The 16,686-nt window shown below is 69.0% G+C and carries 19 protein-coding genes; 17 read left to right on the top strand and 2 right to left on the bottom strand.

Going from position 1 to position 16,686, the window contains the following annotated elements; all coding sequences use genetic code 11:
* Positions 1 to 113 precede the first annotated feature (113 nt).
* From A4R43_RS26660 to A4R43_RS26650, 3 genes are read left to right on the top strand one after another with little or no spacing between them, the layout of a single operon-like run.
* Complete coding sequence (locus A4R43_RS26660; protein WP_162788604.1) at positions 114 to 926, top strand: TetR/AcrR family transcriptional regulator; 813 nt, start codon at positions 114 to 116, stop codon at positions 924 to 926.
* A 36-nt stretch (positions 927 to 962) separates the two neighbouring features.
* Positions 963 to 1,880: an ROK family protein gene (locus A4R43_RS26655; protein ID WP_113694815.1), complete on the top strand. Its 918-nt coding sequence runs from the start codon at positions 963 to 965 to the stop codon at positions 1,878 to 1,880.
* Complete coding sequence (locus A4R43_RS26650) at positions 1,858 to 2,604, top strand: class II fructose-bisphosphate aldolase (protein WP_113694814.1); 747 nt, start codon at positions 1,858 to 1,860, stop codon at positions 2,602 to 2,604. Before A4R43_RS26655 ends, A4R43_RS26650 begins: the two co-directional genes overlap by 23 nt.
* 393 nt (positions 2,605 to 2,997) lie before the next feature.
* Here A4R43_RS26650 and ilvD read toward each other — a convergent pair whose 3' ends face one another.
* Complete coding sequence (gene ilvD / locus A4R43_RS26640) at positions 2,998 to 4,662, bottom strand: dihydroxy-acid dehydratase (protein ID WP_113694813.1); 1,665 nt, start codon at positions 4,660 to 4,662, stop codon at positions 2,998 to 3,000.
* Between the two features lie 184 nt (positions 4,663 to 4,846).
* Here ilvD and A4R43_RS26635 point away from each other — a divergent pair, with 184 nt between their 5' ends.
* The 5 genes from A4R43_RS26635 to A4R43_RS26615 all read left to right on the top strand — a co-directional run bounded on the left by A4R43_RS26635 (position 4,847) and on the right by A4R43_RS26615 (position 8,400).
* Positions 4,847 to 5,170: an ArsR/SmtB family transcription factor gene (locus A4R43_RS26635; protein WP_113694812.1), complete on the top strand. Its 324-nt coding sequence runs from the start codon at positions 4,847 to 4,849 to the stop codon at positions 5,168 to 5,170.
* Entirely contained in the window at positions 5,167 to 6,021 is an 855-nt protein-coding gene (locus tag A4R43_RS26630; RefSeq protein ID WP_113694811.1) for an SRPBCC family protein, read from the top strand. Before A4R43_RS26635 ends, A4R43_RS26630 begins: the two co-directional genes overlap by 4 nt.
* A gap of 36 nt (positions 6,022 to 6,057) precedes the next feature.
* Positions 6,058 to 7,029: an ATP-binding cassette domain-containing protein gene (locus tag A4R43_RS26625; protein ID WP_113694810.1), complete on the top strand. Its 972-nt coding sequence runs from the start codon at positions 6,058 to 6,060 to the stop codon at positions 7,027 to 7,029.
* Positions 7,026 to 7,871: an ABC transporter permease gene (locus tag A4R43_RS26620; RefSeq protein WP_113694809.1), complete on the top strand. Its 846-nt coding sequence runs from the start codon at positions 7,026 to 7,028 to the stop codon at positions 7,869 to 7,871. Before A4R43_RS26625 ends, A4R43_RS26620 begins: the two co-directional genes overlap by 4 nt.
* Positions 7,872 to 7,962: 91 nt before the next feature.
* A complete protein-coding gene (locus A4R43_RS26615; RefSeq protein ID WP_113694808.1) occupies positions 7,963 to 8,400 on the top strand; it encodes a hypothetical protein in 438 nt (145 codons plus the stop codon).
* Positions 8,401 to 8,407: 7 nt separating this feature from the next.
* On the opposite strand, the gene A4R43_RS26610 is transcribed toward A4R43_RS26615, so the two are convergent.
* Positions 8,408 to 8,866, bottom strand: coding sequence for a MarR family winged helix-turn-helix transcriptional regulator (locus A4R43_RS26610; RefSeq protein WP_113694807.1), 459 nt, complete (start codon positions 8,864 to 8,866; stop codon positions 8,408 to 8,410).
* Between the two features lie 98 nt (positions 8,867 to 8,964).
* Between A4R43_RS26610 and A4R43_RS26605 the strand changes: the two genes are divergently transcribed.
* From A4R43_RS26605 to thpD, 9 genes are all read left to right on the top strand, one after another.
* The gene (locus A4R43_RS26605; protein ID WP_113694806.1) at positions 8,965 to 9,930 is read left to right on the top strand and encodes a ring-cleaving dioxygenase; all 966 of its coding nucleotides are present in this window, start codon (positions 8,965 to 8,967) and stop codon (positions 9,928 to 9,930) included.
* On the top strand, positions 9,927 to 10,538 hold the full coding sequence (locus A4R43_RS26600) for an alpha/beta hydrolase (RefSeq protein ID WP_113694805.1): 612 nt from the start codon (positions 9,927 to 9,929) through the stop codon (positions 10,536 to 10,538). Before A4R43_RS26605 ends, A4R43_RS26600 begins: the two co-directional genes overlap by 4 nt.
* Before the next feature lie 79 nt (positions 10,539 to 10,617).
* Positions 10,618 to 11,394 (top strand): Abi-alpha family protein, encoded by a 777-nt coding sequence (locus A4R43_RS26595; RefSeq protein WP_236808295.1) that lies wholly within the window; start codon positions 10,618 to 10,620, stop codon positions 11,392 to 11,394.
* A 37-nt stretch (positions 11,395 to 11,431) separates the two neighbouring features.
* Positions 11,432 to 12,667: a DUF445 domain-containing protein gene (locus tag A4R43_RS26590; protein ID WP_113694803.1), complete on the top strand. Its 1,236-nt coding sequence runs from the start codon at positions 11,432 to 11,434 to the stop codon at positions 12,665 to 12,667.
* Positions 12,668 to 12,679: 12 nt separating this feature from the next.
* The gene (locus tag A4R43_RS26585) at positions 12,680 to 13,216 is read left to right on the top strand and encodes a DinB family protein (protein WP_162788603.1); all 537 of its coding nucleotides are present in this window, start codon (positions 12,680 to 12,682) and stop codon (positions 13,214 to 13,216) included.
* 280 nt (positions 13,217 to 13,496) lie between these two features.
* Positions 13,497 to 13,997: a diaminobutyrate acetyltransferase gene (gene ectA / locus A4R43_RS26580; protein ID WP_113694801.1), complete on the top strand. Its 501-nt coding sequence runs from the start codon at positions 13,497 to 13,499 to the stop codon at positions 13,995 to 13,997.
* 54 nt (positions 13,998 to 14,051) lie between these two features.
* A complete protein-coding gene (gene ectB / locus A4R43_RS26575; protein WP_113697896.1) occupies positions 14,052 to 15,305 on the top strand; it encodes a diaminobutyrate--2-oxoglutarate transaminase in 1,254 nt (417 codons plus the stop codon).
* 20 nt (positions 15,306 to 15,325) lie between these two features.
* Complete coding sequence (locus tag A4R43_RS26570; RefSeq protein WP_113694800.1) at positions 15,326 to 15,718, top strand: ectoine synthase; 393 nt, start codon at positions 15,326 to 15,328, stop codon at positions 15,716 to 15,718.
* A gap of 43 nt (positions 15,719 to 15,761) precedes the next feature.
* Positions 15,762 to 16,658: an ectoine hydroxylase gene (gene thpD / locus A4R43_RS26565; protein ID WP_418190752.1), complete on the top strand. Its 897-nt coding sequence runs from the start codon at positions 15,762 to 15,764 to the stop codon at positions 16,656 to 16,658.
* The last annotated feature ends 28 nt before the right edge of the window (positions 16,659 to 16,686 follow it).

The raw sequence follows: 16,686 nt of genomic DNA, 5'->3' as shown, positions 1-16,686 counted from the left end.
TACGCACGCTCGAATCCGGGCCACAAGGGGCATTTGCGCAGGTCAAAACGTCACGCGGCTGTTTTCGTCACGCCGTGTGGTATCTTTTCGTCACGAGAACGGGGTGTGCGGAAATGAGCTGTGTGGAATGTGGGGCCGCGCTCGAGGTGCCCTCGCGCGGCCGTCGCCCGCGGTACTGCTCGCGGTCCTGCCAGGCCAAGGCGTACCGCGCGCGGGTGGCCGCCGGGGCGACGGTGACCAGGGCCGCGACCGCGGATCCGGAGCGCTCGCTGACGGTGGACGCGATCGTGCAGGCGGCGATCGACGTGGCCGACGCGGAAGGCGCCGGTGCGCTGTCGATGCGCCGGATCGCGGCCGAACTCGGCGCGGGCACGATGTCGCTGTACCGGTACGTGCCCGGCAAGGAAGAACTGCTCGTGCTGATGGTCGAAGAGGTGATCGCCCGGCAGTCGGCGCGCACCCCGGAGCTGACCGGCTGGCGGGAGCGGATGACCGCGGTCGCGCGCAACGACTGGGAGCTGTACCAGAAGTACCCGTGGGTGCTGCCGTTCGTCACCAGCCCGCGAACCGTGTTGCTGCAGAACATGTCCGAAGAGGTGGAGTGGTCCCTGGCCTCCTTCGAGGGGTTCGACCTGACGCCGGTGGAGAAGTTCCAGCTGGTGATGACCGTGACGAACTACACCAGCGGGGTCGGCCTGCTGATGGCGAACGACCGTGAGCAGCGGCTGAATTCGGGTGTCGAACTCGCCGACTGGTGGGAGGGCCCCGGCCGGGAGATCGCGAGCGAGGTGGTGGTCAGCGAACGCCACCCCCAGCTCAGCGCGTTGATGGCGGCGCAGCCCGGGATCGCCGATTTCGACCAGGCCTTCGAATTCGGTCTCGCCAGGGTGCTCGACGGCATCGAGCTCCTGCTCGACGGCCGTTGATCAGGGCGGTCGGCGAGGTCGGGCAGAATCAGCCGCATGGATTCTGCGGTGGTGGCACTGGACATCGGCGGGACGGCGATCAAAGCCGCGCTGCTCGACCGCGAGCTGACCGAGCTGAAGGTGCTGCGGCAGCCGACCGCGCGGGCGCTCGGCGGGCACACCACCGCGGCGGCGGTCGCCGAGCAGGTGGTGGCGCTGACCGGGGAACTGACCGGCGGCGGCAGGCCGGCCGGGGTCGGGGTGGTGGTGCCGGGCATCGTCGACGGCGGGGTGGCGCACTATTCGTCGAACCTGGGCTGGCGGGAGGTGCCGTTCGCGGCGATCCTGGCCGAACGGCTCGGCGTGCCGGTTGCCTTCGACCACGACGTGCGCGCGGGCGGGCTGGCCGAAGCCACCGTCGGTGCCGCGCGCGGGGTGGCCAATTCGGCTTTCCTGCCGGTGGGCACGGGCATCGCGGTGGCGATCATGATCGACGGGAAGCCGTACGCGTCGGGTGGTTACGCCGGGGAGATCGGGCACGCCGACGTCGGGCACGGGCTGCCGTGCCCGTGTGGTGCGGTCGGCTGCCTGGAGGCGGTCGCGTCGGCTTCGGCGATCGGGCGGCGTTATGCCGAACGGACCGGGCGCGCCGACGAGGGCGCGCGGGTGGTGGTCGACGCGGCGCGAGCCGGTGACCCGGACGCGCGCGCGATCTTCGACGAGGCGGTGGACGCGCTCGCACGCGGGCTGCGGTTGCTCACCACGGTGCTCGCGCCGGAGGTGGTGGTGCTCGGCGGCGGGTTGTTCGGCGCGGGGGAGTTCCTGGTCGAACCGGTGCGCCGCGCGCTGGGGGAGTACCTCACTTTCCAGCGGGCGCCCGAACTGCGGATGGCCGAACTCGGGGATCGCGCCGGTTGCCTCGGCGCGGGGCTGCTCGCCTGGCAGGTGACGGATGCCGCTGGTATCGGCGCGTGAAATCCTGCGGCCGGGGCGGGTCGCGTTCGACGTCATCCAGCTGGAGCAGCTGAGCGCGGTGATCGACGGGGCGCAGGCGGTGCGCTCGCCGGTGCTGCTGCAGATCAGCCGGGCCGCGGTGCGGTACCACGGCGCGCTGGCGCCGATCGCGGCCGCCGCGCTGGCCGCGGCGAAGTCGGCGACCGTGCCGGTGGCGCTGCACTTCGACCACGTGGACTCGCTTTCGCGGATGACCGAGGTGGTCGAACTGGGCTTCGGCTCGGTGCTGTTCCGAGTGTCCACTTCGGACTTGCTGGTGACGCGCGAGGTGGTGGACTACTGCCACCGCAACGGGGTCTGGGTGGAAGCCGGGCTGGGCGGCCGGGTGGACCCGGTGAACGCGGGCGAATTCGCCGCGGCCACCGGCGTGGACACGCTCGCCGTCGGCGCGCGGGACGGGCTGCCGGACCTCGGCCTGATCTCGCGGCTGCGCCAGCGGACCGGGGTACCGCTGGCACTGGCCGACTGCCCGGTCGCCACGGACGGCGAGCTGGCCGCCGCCGTCCGCGCGGGCGTCCTGCGCCTGACCTGCACCGACCTGGTGCGGCGGGTGTTCGCGGACGGGGTGATGGAATACCGGCACCGGAACCCGTCGGTGCACGACCCGTGCGCGTACCTGGCGGCGGGCCGGGACCGGCTGGCCGCCGAAGTCAGCCGAATCCTGGAACTCCACGGCGGGTCCTGATGTCACGAATGTGGCTTTCGAGACGTCTGGCGTCTCGAAAGTGGCTTTCGTGACACCGGCGAGAACACGAATGTGGCTTTCGTGTCGCGGGACGGACACGAATGTGGCTTTCGGAGCGGAATCCGCCCCCAAAGCCACATTCGTGTTCTCGAAGCCGAGCCGCCGCGCCGCCGAGCCGCCGAGCCGCCGCGCCGCCGAGCCGCCGAGCCGCCGAGCCGCCGCGCCGCCGCGCCGCCGCGCCACCGCGCCACCGCGCCGCCGCGCCACCGCGCCGCGGTGTCGCCGCTCCGCCCGTTGCCCGCCGACCTGCCGCCGCGGCCTGCCACTGCAATGAATGTGGCTTTCATTGCGCCAGACGCTAAGAAAGCCACATTCATTGCACGCCACCGCGCCCTAGAAGCAGACGGCGCCTTGCGCGGCTGAGCCCACCAGGCGCGCGTACTTCCCCAGCACTCCGGTCCGACGGCTCTCCGGCGGCGTCCAGCCTTCCCGCCGCCGCGCCAGTTCGGCCGGGTCGATCATCACGTCCAGCGTGCGCGTGGTCAGGTCCAGCACGATCGGGTCCCCGTCGGCGACAAAGGCGATCGGTCCGCCGTGCGCGGCCTCCGGCGCCACGTGCCCGACGCACAATCCCGTGGTACCACCGGAAAACCGGCCGTCGGTCAGCAGTAGGACGTCCTTGCCGAGGCCGGCGCCCTTGATCGCGCCGGTCACCGCCAGCATCTCGCGCATGCCCGGCCCGCCACGCGGGCCCTCGTACCGGATCACCACCACGTCACCCGGCTGCAACGACGGCAGCGCGTCCATCGCGGCCTGCTCACCGTCGAAAACCCTTGCCGTGCCTTCGAAACGCGTCGAGTCGAAGCCCGCGCTCTTCACCACCGCACCTTCCGGCGCGAGGCTGCCGTGGAGAATGGTCAGCCCGCCGGTCGGGTGGATCGGGTCGGACAGCTTGCGCACCACCTCGCCGTCCAGCTCCGGCGGCGCCAGCTCGGCCAGGTTCTCCGCCATCGTCTTCCCGGTGACGGTCAGGCAGTCGCCGTGCAGCAGGCCCGCGTCCAGCAGCGCCTTCATCACCACCGGCACGCCACCCACCCGGTCCACCGCGGTCATCACGTGCCGCCCGAACGGTTTCACGTCGGCCAGGTGCGGCACCCGGTCGCCGATGCGGGTGAAGTCGTCCAGTGTCAGCTCGACCTCGGCCTCGTGCGCGGTGGCCAGCAGGTGCAGCACCGCGTTGGTCGACCCGCCGAGCGCCATCACCACGGCGATCGCGTTCTCGAAGGCCTCCTTGGTCAGGATCTGCCGCGCGGTGATGCCCGCGGCGAGCAGACCGACCACGGCTTCGCCGCTTTCGCGCGCGAACCGGTCGCGGCGGCGGTCCACCGACGGCGGGCTGGCCGAACCGGGCAGCGACATGCCCAGCGCTTCCGCCGCGCACGCCATCGTGTTCGCGGTGTACATGCCACCGCACGCGCCTTCGCCGGGGCAGATCGCGCGTTCGATCTTGTCGACTTCTTCCCGCGAAATCAGCCCGCGCGCACACGCGCCGACCGCCTCGAAGGCGTCGATGATGGTGACCTCGCGGCCGTCCACCGTGCCGGGCAGGATCGAGCCCGCGTAGAGGAACACCGCCGCCACGTCGAGCCGCGCGGCGGCCATCAGCATGCCGGGCAGGCTCTTGTCGCACCCGGCCAGCAGCACCGCGCCGTCCAGCCGCTCGGCCTGCATCACCGTCTCCACCGAGTCGGCGATCACCTCGCGCGACACCAGCGAGAAGTGCATTCCCTCGTGCCCCATGGAAATGCCGTCGGACACCGAGATGGTGCCGAACTCCATCGGGAACCCGCCGCCGGCGTGCACGCCCTGCTTGCTCGCCTGCGCCAGCCGTTGCAGCGAGAGGTTGCACGGGGTGATCTCGTTCCACGACGACGCGATGCCGATCTGCGGTTTCGCGAAGTCCTCGTCTCCCATGCCGACGGCGCGCAGCATGCCGCGCGCGGCCGCCCGTTCCATTCCGTCGGTGACGTCCCGGCTGCGTGGTTTCAGATCGGCCATCGGCCCATTCTGTCCGTCGTGGATGCGGTTCGCGAGTCCGTGTGTGCGGAACCGGGCATCGGGTACCCGCTCGCCAGGTTGGGTGTGTGCCCGGGCGCTTACTCGGCCGAGGTCCCGCAGGTTGTGCAGTTCAGCTTGCGGGGCCGCTTGACACCTTAAATGCCTCAGGGGCTATATTGCCGAGGTGGCAACTACGTTCGAAGTGCTGGCGGAACCCCGCCGCCGCGAGATCCTCGACCTGCTCCGCGCCGGCGAACGCCCGGTCGGCGAACTGGTCGACCGGCTGACGCTCACCCAGCCCACGGTGTCGAAGCACCTGAAGGTGCTGCGCGAAGCCGGTCTCGTCGAGGTGCGCCAGGACGCGCAGCGCCGGTGGTACCGGCTGTGCCCGGAGCCGCTGGCCGAAATCGACGCCTGGCTCGCGCCGTACCGCGCGCTGTGGAACGCGCGACTGGACGCGCTCGAACGCCATCTCGACACCATGCCCGACGAGGAGGACCCGTCATGACGCCAGCCGAGCTGAGCACCGTCGATGGCAAGCCGGTACTGCGGTTCGAGCGCACGCTCCGGCATTCGCCCGCAAAAGTCTGGCGGGCGATCACCGAGCCGAAGGAGCTGGCGAACTGGTTCCCGGCGCTGATCTCCGCCGAGCCGAAAGCCGGGGCGAAGATGGAATTCACCTTTCCCGGTGAGGACGAGGTGAGTTACGGCGAGGTCCTCGAATACGACTCACCCAAGGTGTACGCGTTCCGCTGGAACTCCGACGTGCTGCGGTTCGAGCTTTTGCCCGCGGAAGACGGTTGCGTGCTGGTGTTCACGCACACCGTCGACGCGGGCGCGCGCTTCACCGTGGCGCGCAACGCGGCGGGCTGGGACGTCTGCCTCGCCGCGCTCGTGGCGCAGCTCGACGGGCGGACCGAGGAACCGCTCGACCACCGTCCGCTCATGCTGTCCTACCTGCGCGAATACCAGCTGGCCCGCGGCGAGACCACCGAGGACGGGGTGCGTTTCGTGCTCGACGTGGTGTGGCACCCGTTCGAGACCGTGTGGGCCGCGCTCACCGGGGGCAAACCGGTTGAAATCGGGCAGGAGCCGCCGCTACCGTGCACCATCGGCCCGGTGCCGGCCGGGCGGGTCACCGCGGTGGACGCGCCGCGCGGCCTGACCTACCGGTGGACGCACGACGGGGAGCCCGCCGGGCTGGTGCGCTGGCGGCTGGTCCACGACCCGGAACTCGCCACCTACGTGGAGCTGACCCAGACAATTCCGGCGAAATTGTCGGGGGTGCGCGCTACCGTGCTCGGCGCCTGGCAGGAGCGGCTCGAGCAGCTGTTCGCCGACCTGCTGCGTGGAACTTGACGAGCTTTTCCCGAAGACCTACCCGATGGGGGTGCCATGGATTTGGCGATCGAGGCCAGTGGCCTGGTGAAGACGTTCGGCAAAACGAGAGCGGTGGACGGGGTCGACCTGGCCGTACCGGAGGGCCGGGTCTACGGCTTCCTCGGGCCCAACGGCGCGGGCAAAACCACGACCATCCGCATGCTCGCCACGCTGCTCAAGCCGGACGGCGGTTCGGCGCGGGTGTTCGGGCACGACCTGGCCACCGAGGCGGACGCGGTCCGCCAGCGGGTCAGCCTGACCGGCCAGTTCGCCTCGGTCGACGAGGACCTGTCCGGCATGGAGAACCTGGTGCTGCTGGCCAGGCTGCTCGGCTTCTCGCGGCCCGCGGCCAAGCGGCGGGCGACCGAGCTGCTGGAGGCGTTCGGGCTGGAGGAAGCCGCCGAACGCCTGGTGAAGACGTACTCCGGCGGCATGCGGCGGCGGATCGACATCGCCGCGAGCATCGTCATCGCGCCGGACCTGATGTTCCTCGACGAGCCCACCACCGGGCTCGACCCGCGCAGCCGCAACCAGGTCTGGGACATCGTGCGCGCGCTGGTCGCGGGCGGCACCACGGTCCTGCTCACCACGCAGTACCTGGAGGAGGCCGACCAGCTGGCCGACCGGATCGCGGTGATCGACCGCGGCAAGATCATCGCCGAAGGCACTTCCGGCCAGCTCAAGGCCTCGGTCGGCACGGGCGCGCTGCACGTCCGCGTGGCCGAGCCGGAAATGCGCGAGGAAGCGGCCCGGGTGCTCGGGCGCGTGCTCGACGTGCCGGTCGAGCACGATTCCGATCCGGTGGCGCTGACCGTGCGCGTGCCGGAGCCGGACAAGGTGGCCGCGGCGCTGGCCGAGCTGCCAGCCGCCGGGGTCAAGGTGGCCGCCTACTCGCTCGGGCAGCCGAGCCTGGACGAGGTGTTCCTGGCGCTGACCGGGCACACCGCCGAAGAAGCCGAGGAAGAGCTCGAGGGGAGCGTGGCATGACCACCACATCCGCGCAGGCGACGTCCAGTCAGGTGGTCGACGACGGGCTGCTCAAGGCACTGGCGACGCGGGAGCGGCCGCCGAAGCCGAACGCGCTGACCACCTCGTTCACCTTCGGCTGGCGCGCGCTGCTGAAGATCAAGCACGTGCCGGACCAGCTGTTCGACGTGACCGCGTTCCCGATCATGATGACGCTGATGTTCACCTACCTGTTCGGCGGTGCGCTGGCCGGGTCCACCGAGAACTACCTGCAGTTCTTCCTGCCGGGCATCCTGGTGCAGAGCGTCGTGATGATCACCATGTACACCGGGGTCGGCATCAACGAGGACATCTCGAAGGGCATCTTCGACCGGTTCCGCTCGCTGCCGATCTGGCGGCCGTCGGTGATCGTCGGCGCGTTGTTCGGCGACGCCGTGCGGTACCTGCTCGGCGCGACGATCACCATCCTGCTCGGGCTGCTGCTCGGGTTCCGGCCGGACGGCGGGTTCACCGGCGTGGTCGCCGGGGTGGCGATGCTGCTGGTGTTCTCGTTCAGCCTGTCGTGGGTGTGGACGATGTTCGGGCTGAAGCTGTCCACGTCGAAGTCGGTGATGGGCTGGAGCATGATGGTGCTGATGCCGCTGACCTTCGGCAGCAACATCTACGTCGATCCGGCCACCATGCCGTCCTGGCTGCGCGCGGTGGTCGAGGTGAACCCGGTGACGCACCTGGTCAGCTCGGTGCGCGGGCTGATGCACGGCTCGGTCGCCGGTTCGGACCTGCTGTGGGTGTTCGGTTCGTGCGCGGTGCTGATCGCCGTGTTCGGCCCGATCACCATGCGCCTCTACGGTCGTCAGCGCTGATTCCTGGCGGAGGCCCCCGGGCTCTTGTCCGGGGGCCTTTTCCGGCCTACCCTCGGCGCTAGAGCGATCTATCAAATCTGGGGAGGCGGTCATGGACGACCGGCACGAGCGGGGGTTCCGGATTCTGCGGTGGGTGCTGCTGGGCAGCCTGCTCACCACGGGCCTGCACTACGCGCACAACACCATCCGGGCGGAGGACTACCCGCCGGTCGAAGGCCTGAGCCTGCTCGCGACGCGCTTCCTGGTGGGCGGCGGCTGGTTCCTCTTCGCGGCCTTCGCGGTGCTCGCCTTTGTGGCTTATCGACGCCGTCGCTACTGGGCAGCGAACGCGTACCTGCTGGTGTTCTCGCTGTCGGGGCTGGCGAGCCTGGGGCACTTCTTCTTCGGGGTGCCGGCCATTCCCGCGTTCTGGTTCGCCACGATCTTCACGGACGTGCTGTCTTCGCTGGTCATCTGGGCTTTCGTGGGCTGGGTGGCGGCAACCATCCGCACCACGCACGCCGCCCGAGCCGAAGCCCTCGGCGCCTGAGGCGAGGTCAGGAGTTCGCTGAGCGCAGTGTGCGCATGGCGTCGGCCAGGGCGGTGGAGGCTTCCGTGCCGAGCGGCGCCAGCACGATCTTCCGCAGGATCTCGGCGCACGCCCGCCGCGCTTCCAGCGCGACCGAAAGCCCGTGCTCGGTGAGCACCGCGTAGGTGACCCGCCGGTCGTCCGGGGAAGGGACGCGGCAGATCAGGTCCGCGGCCACCAGGCGGTCCGCCACCTTCGTGAAACCACCGCTGGACAGCGCGGCCTCACCGGCCAGGCGCGTCATCGGCATGCGGTTCTCCGGCGACCGCACCAGCCGCAGCAGGATGTCGAACGAGGCGGGCGCCAGGCCGAACCGGTCGGCGATCTCGCCCATCAGCTTGTTCTGCGTGGCCAGGTAGCCCTCGATCACCAGGCCCCACCAGGTCACGATCTCGTCGTCGTCGGTACACGGATCCGGTCGCGTCACGCCGCCAGTGTACCCCAGACCTCTCGCTGGAATATATCTTGCGCGGAAGAGGTTTTCGGGTTAGCTTGAGTTCACCCCCGCTTCCGTCAGGAGTAGCGATGTCCATCAAGACCAGCGGCCTCCACCACGTCACCGCCATCGGCGGCGACCCCCAGCGCAACGCCGACTTCTACCTCCGCACCCTCGGCCTCCGCCTGGTGAAAACCACGGTCAACTTCGACGACCCCGGCACCTACCACCTCTACTACGGCGACCAGTCCGGCAAGCCCGGCACGCTGATGACCTTCTTCCCGTGGCGCGACGCGCCCAGCGGCAGGCACGGCACCGGCCAGGCGACCACCACCTCCTTCTCCGTGCCGGAGAATTCGATCGGCTGGTGGAAGCAGCACCTCGAGGCCACCGGCCTGGACACCGGCCGGGTGACCAACCGGGACAACGAGGACACGCTCACCTTCACCGACCCCGACGGCCTCAAGCTCGCGCTGGTCGCGCACCCGCAGGGCGATCCGCGCGACCCGTGGGACACCCCGCTGGTGCCCGCCGAGCACGCCATCCGCGGCCTGCACTCGGTGACCCTTTCAGTGTCCAAAGAGGACGCGACCGCGGAGATGCTGACCGACGGCATCGGGCTGGACTTCAGCGAGCAGGACGGCAACCGGTTCCGCTTCGCCGCCGGTGACGGTGGGCCCGGCGCGCTGGTCGACGTGCTGGTCACGCCGGACGCGCCACGCGGCCTGGTCGCTTCCGGCACCGTGCACCACGTGGCGTGGCGGGTGCCCGACGAGCAGACCCAGGTCGCCTGGCGCGAGGAACTGGTCGACCGCGGCGTGAACGTCACCTCGATCCTCGACCGCCAGTACTTCCGCTCGATCTACTTCCGCGAGCCCGGCGGCACGCTGCTGGAGATGGCCACCGACGAGCCCGGCTTCGCGATCGACGAGCCGCTGCTGGAACTGGGTCGCTCGCTGAAGCTGCCGCCGTGGCTGGAGCCGACCCGCGAGCAGATCGAAGCCTCGCTGCCGAAGCTCGAACTGCCCGCCGAGAACAACCTGGAGCGGAAATGACCGACCTCCAGTTCGAGCACAAGTTCGTCGAAGGCGATCCGTCGGCCCCCGTGCTGCTCCTGCTGCACGGCACCGGCGGCGGGCCGGACGACCTGGTCGGCCTGGCCGGCGAGCTGAACCCGAAGGCGACGCTGCTCGCCCCGGCCGGACCGGTTTCCGAGCACGGCGCCGCGCGGTGGTTCCGCCGCCTGCGTGAGGGCGTGTTCGACACCCAGGACGTCATCTTCCGCGCGAACCAGCTCGCCGACTTCGTGCTCGAAGCACGGCAGCTGTACGACCTCGGTGACCGGCGGCTGGTCGCGGTCGGCTTCTCGAACGGCGCCAACATCGCCGCCGCGACCACCCTGCTGCGCCCGGACGCGGTGACCGAGGCGATCCTGTTCGCCGCGATGTCGCCGGTGCCGGAGCCGCCGGAGCGCGAGCTGCGGCGCACCCGCGTTTTCCTGTCCAACGGCGAGCGCGACCCGATGGCGCCGCTGGCCTCGACCGAGCAGTACGTGGACTTCCTGCGGGAACGGTCGGCCGAGGTCACCGAGCACCGGCACGCGGGCGGCCACCAGATCACGCTCGAGGGCCTGGCCGCCGCGAAGGCCTGGCTCGTGGTGTGATGGAGGCAACGGACGTCCGTTCGGCCCAGCGAACCTACTGAAAAGTAGTATTCCGGGCGTCAAGGAGGGGAGTGGCGCCGTGGGAGCTCCGGAGAACTTCGCCGAGCGGGCGGGCAAGCTGGCCAGCATCGCCGCCCGCGCGGGTTACTCGCTCGGCAAGCGGCTGCCCGGCGCGGACGCGGCCGAGCGCGGCCTGCGCTCGCTGGAACGGCTCGCGCTGACCGAGCTGCGGCGCCGCCTCGAAGAGGTCGACGACCCGTACCTGGCCGCGCTGAGCGCCGCGTCGGCGATGAACGTCGGCGGCAACGGGCGGCACGTCCAGCCGTTGAACGGCGAGATCCGCGGCACCGTGGTGGTGATGCCGTCCTCGGAGAGCGTCGAGCCGCTGCGCGCGGCGATGGCCGAGCTGCTGAACCGATCCATCGGATTCGGCCGCGAGCGCGCCCGCGAATACCTGTACGCGATCATCCTGCGCCAGCTCACGCCGGACGAAGCACGCATTCTCTCCGCGTTGTCCGACGGGGCGCCGTTCCCGCTGATCGACGTCACCGAGCGCAACGGGCTCGGCGGCGCGGGCCGGGTGGTGTTGCGCAACGCGTCCACCGTGGGCAAGGCGGCCGGGGTGACCCTGCTCGACCAGGTGCCCGCCTACGTCACCCGGCTGATCGGTCTCGGCCTGGCCGAACCGGACGAGGAAGTGCCGGAACTCGAGACCCAGTACGAAATCCTGCTCACCGACGACGCGGTCCGGGCCGCGGAGAACTCGGTCAAACGGGTGAAGTTCGTTCGCCGGACCGTGCACATCTCGCGGTTGGGCAAGGAATTCTGGGCGGCCTGCGACCCCGCGCGAAGCTGATCATTGTCCCAGGTGGACCCCCGTGTGATCATGAGCCATGAGCGGCATCATCGACGACTTCGCGCGGAACTGGCCGCTCTACTGCTCCATCCCGCTGATCGCCGCGCTGATCGGCTACACCACCAAGCTGGTGGCCATCCGGATGATGTTCCAGCCGGTGGAATTCGTTGGCATCAAACCATTCCTGGGCTGGCAGGGGGTGGTGCCGAAGCGGGCCGCGCGGATGGCTGGCATCGCCTGCGACACGATGACCCAGCAGCTGATCAAGCCGGGTGACGTGCTCAACCGGCTCGACCCGGAGCGCATCGCCAAGGAGATCGAGAAGCCGCTGCTGGCCGGGGTCGAGGAGATCGTGCGGGTGGTGGCCGCCGAATACCAGCCCGGGCTGTGGGAATCGCTGCCGACGCGCGTGCAGCGAATGGTGATCACGCGGGTGCAGGCGGAGGCGCCGCGCATGGTCGCCTCGATCATGGACGGGGTCAAGCAGGACGTGGACAGCGTCTTCGACCTCAAGGACATGGTGGTCACCAGCCTGGTCAAGGACAAGCGGCTGCTGAACCGGATCTTCCAGGAGGCGGGCGACAAGGAGTTCAAGTTCATCGCCCGCTCCGGCATCGTCTTCGGCGGGCTGATCGGGGTGATCCAGATGGGCGCCTGGATCCTGTTCAAGGCGCCGCTGATCATGCCGCTGTTCGGCCTGTTCACCGGCTGGTTCACCGACTGGCTGGCGCTGAAGATGATCTTCCGGCCGCAGCAGCCGAAGCGCTACCTCGGGCTGTTCGAGTGGCAGGGCCTGTTCCTCAAGCGCCGCGCCGAGGTGTCCGAGGCCTACGGCGCGCTGATCGCCAAGGAGATCATCACCCCGCACAACGTGATCGAGGCGGTGCTGCGCGGGCCCGCGTCGGACAAGGTGCTCGCGCTGGTCCAGCGCCAGGTGGACGCCGAGCTGGCCAAGCACACCAGCCTGGCCAGGCCGCTGGTGGTGATGGCGGTGGGCAGCAAGCGCTACCAGGCGATGAAGCTGCGGATCTCCGAGCTGATCATGGCGCGGCTGCCGGAGACGATGACCTACGTCGAGGACTACGCCGAAGACGCGATGGACATCCGGAACCTGCTGGTGACCAAGATGAAACAGCTGTCGCCCGCCGAGTTCGAGGGCCTGCTCCGGCCCGCCTTCCAGCAGGACGAATGGATCCTGATCGCCACCGGCGCGCTGCTCGGCTTCGCCGTGGGTGAGGCGCAGGTCCTGCTGCTGGAACACTTCGCCGCCTGATACCTTTTCCGCGTGTCGAACTCGAGTTCGAAGGAAATGGCGGATCCGGTCGAGCGGGCGTGGCCGGAAACCCGGGCCGACGACGAGCTGACCCTGCTCTGGGGCTTCCTCGACTTCCTGCGGGCCACGGCGGTCAACAAGGTGGCCGGGCTGAGCCGGGCCGAGGCCGCGGGCACGCCGTTCCCGGCGTCGCCGGAGATGAACGCGCTCGGGGTGATCCGGCACCTGACCGCGGTCGAGCGGTGGTGGCTGACCATCGTCGGCGGCGGCAGCGAGCTGCCCGATCTCTGGGGCGACACCGGCGACCACGACTTCCTCTTCCGCCTCGGCAAGGAGCACTCGCCGGCCGAGCTGGTGGCGGCCTACCAGGAGGAATGGCGGATCTCGCGTGCCGCCCTGGCCGGGTTGTCGGCCGATGACCCGGTGCGACGGCCGGGCGAGGACAAGACCGTTCGATGGGTGCTCACCCACCTGGTGCAGGAGACCGCGAGGCACGTCGGGCACCTCGACGTGCTGCGTGAGTTCGCCGACGGCCAGGTCGGCGAATAGGTGGCTCCCGCTGGGAAAAGTACCGGAGTACCCAGCGTATGCTTAGGCCAAACGTGCTCTTTGAGTCGCATCTCGTGAGCGTGGCCACTACCGTGTCCGAAGTGAAACCGCTTCGTCACGAAGCGGTGGCGGTCGGCTGCGGCATTGTAGTCCACCGATTGCGGCAAACCTACGTTACTGTTGCCATAGTCACAGGGTTTTCTGTGTCTGCGCTGGTAGGCCAGTTGCACTAGTTCGTCCGGGCTGAGTCGGCTTTGCGATTCTGTTAAGTTCGTTTGACATGTCCGGAAAGCACTTGATCGAATCCCCGACCAAGGCGGATGGCGCCGAACTCTGGCGAATCGCGCGCGATTCCCAGAAGCTCGATCTGAACTCGCCGTACGCCTATCTGCTGTGGTGCCGCGATTTTGCCGACACCTCGGTGGTCGCACGATCCGGTGACGCGGCGGTCGGCTTCGTGATCGGCTACCGCAAGCCGTCCGATCCCGAGACGGCGCTGGTCTGGCAGGTCGCCGTCGACGCCTCACAACGCGGAAAAGGGCTGGCCGGAGCTTTGCTGGACGCCTTGTTCGACCGCTTGGTCGGCCAAGGCGTCCGCTATCTGGAGACCACCATCACCCCGGACAACCAGGCGTCCATCAAGCTCTTCGAGTCCTTCGCGAAGCGCTGGGAAGCCGATCTGGAAAGCGCTGAACTGTTCAGTTCCGACGATTTCCCGGAAGACAACGTTGTGCACGAACCCGAGGATCTCTATCGAATCGGACCGTTGACGCACAGATAATTCGCACACCGCAACGGGATCACTCCACAGGGACGGACGGAACTGGCGATGAACATGGAAATCTTCTCGAAACTCGAATCCGAGGTGCGGAGTTACAGCCGCGGCTGGCCGGTGGTCTTCGACCGCGCGCAGGGCAGCATGCTCTACGACGAGAACGGCAAGGGCTATCTCGACTTCTTCGCCGGCGCGGGCGCGCTGAACTACGGCCACAACAACCCGGCGCTCAAGCAGGCGCTGATCGACTACATCGCGCGCGACGGCGTGACCCACGCGCTGGACATGTTCACCGTGGCCAAGCGCGACTTCCTGGAGACGCTCCAGGAGAAGATCCTCGGGCCGCGCGAGCTGGACTACAAGGTGGTCTTCCCCGGCCCCGGTGGCGCGAACGCCGTCGAAGCCGCGCTCAAGCTGGCGCGCAAGGTGACCGGCAAGGAGTCGGTCATCAACTTCACCAACGCCTTCCACGGCATGACGCTGGGCGCGCTGTCGGTCACCGGCAACTCGATGAAGCGCGGCGGCGCCGGGGTGCCGCTGGTGCACGCCACCCCGATGCCGTACGACAAGTACTTCGACGGCGCCTACCCCGACTTCCTGTACTTCGAGCGGCTGCTCGAGGACTCCGGCAGCGGCCTGAACGAGCCCGCCGCGGTGATCGTCGAGGCGCTGCAGGGCGAAGGCGGCATCAACGCGGCCAGGCTGGAGTGGCTCAAGGGCCTGTCCGACCTGTGCGAACGGCACAACATCCTGCTCATCCTCGACGACGTGCAGATGGGCTGCGGCCGCACCGGCCCGTTCTTCAGCTTCGAGGACGCCGGCATCAAGCCGGACATCGTCTGCCTGTCGAAGTCGATCGGCGGGTACGGCCTGCCGCTGGCGCTCACGCTGATCAAGCCGGAGCTGGACGTGTGGGAGCCGGGCGAGCACAACGGCACCTTCCGCGGCATCAACCCGGCCTTCGTCACCGCCACCGAAGCGCTGCGCGTGTACTGGAGCGACGACAAGCTCGAGCAGTCCACCCGCGCGAAGGGCGAGCGCATCGGCTCGGTGTTCGACGAGATCGTGCAAGCCCACCCCGAGGCGAACCTGGTGGCCAAGGGCCGTGGACTGGCCCGCGGCATCGAGTTCGCCAGCGGCGAGCTGGCCGGCTCGGTGTGCGCGGAGGCCTTCGATCGTGGTCTGCTGATGGAGACCTCCGGGCCCGACGGTGAAGTGATGAAGCTGCTCCCCGCGCTGACCATCAACGACGCCGAGCTGGAGCAGGGCCTGGAGATCATCGGCGAGTCCGTTCGCGCCGTGCTGACCAAGTAGGAAGCTAAGGAGACACGACTTTGATCGTCCGCACCCTCGACGAGATCACCGACACCGACGCCGACATCAAGACCCCGAACTGGCGCAGCAAGCGCATCATCCTGGCGAAGGAGAAGGTCGGCTTCTCGGTGCACGAGACCACGCTCTACGCGGGCACGGTCAACGACTTCTGGTACGCCAACCACATCGAGGCCGTGTTCGTCTACGAGGGCGAGGGCGAGCTGGTCAACAAGGCCACCGGCGAGCGCCACCAGCTCAAGCCCGGTTCGCTGTACCTGCTCAACGACCACGACAAGCACCAGGTGCTGCCGAAGACCGACATGAAGACGGTCTGCGTCTTCAACCCGCCGGTCACCGGACGCGAGGTCCACGACGAGAACGGCGTGTACCCGCTGGTGACCGAAGAGTCCTGAGCGAAAAGAGCACGATCACGAGGAGGCGAGCAGTTTGACTCTGATGGACACCCGGATCGGGGACGCCTACCCGACCCGACTCCCGGCGGCCGACGCCGGGGCGATCGACCGCCTCGACCCCACCGTGTGGGGCGGTGAGGCGGACGGTCCGATCGATGCGGCCACCTTGGCTTCGCACGACGCCAAGGGCTACTCGGTGGTGGAGGGCCTGCTCTCCCCGGCCGAGGTGCAGACCTACTGGCAGGAACTCGTCCGGCTGTCCGGGGACGAGGAACTGAAGGCCGACGAGCGAGTGGTGACCGAGAAGAGCAGCGGCGAGGTCCGCTCGATCTTCGAGGTGCACCGGATCAGCGACCTGATCGCCGAGCTGGTCCGGGATCCGCGCGTGCTCGACCGGGCGCGGCAGATCCTCGGGTCCGAGGTGTACGTCCATCAGAGCCGGGTCAACTACATGCCCGGGTTCCGCGGCAACGGTTTCTACTGGCACTCCGACTTCGAGACCTGGCACGCCGAGGACGGCATGCCGGTGCCGAGGGCGGTCAGCTGCTCCATCGCGCTCACCGACAACTACCCGTTCAACGGCGGGCTGATGGTGATGCCGGGTTCGCAGCGGACGTTCGTGCAGTGCGCCGGGCGGACGCCGGAGGACAACTACAAGTCCTCGCTCAAGGAGCAGAAGATCGGCGTGCCGTCGGAGGACGAGATCGCCAAGCTCGCCGCGGAGCACGGCATCGAGCAGTTCACCGGTGCCGCCGGCTCGGCGCTGTGGTTCGACTCGAACATCATGCACGGCTCCGGCAACAACATCACCCCGTACCCGCGCTCGAACATCTTCCTGGTGTTCAACAGCGTGGACAACGCGGTGGTGGAACCGTTCGCCGCGGAGAAGCGACGGCCGGAGTTCATCGCGGCCCGCGACTTCACCCCGGTCCGGCGATAATCGTTATCAGGCCGCGAAGGGGTGGCTC

Origin of the sequence: Amycolatopsis albispora (assembly GCF_003312875.1) — a bacterium.
Taxonomy (GTDB): Bacteria; Actinomycetota; Actinomycetes; order Mycobacteriales; family Pseudonocardiaceae; genus Amycolatopsis; species Amycolatopsis albispora.
The sequence above is the reverse complement of the archived record's forward strand: the minus strand, read 5'-3'. Positions and strand labels throughout refer to the sequence as shown.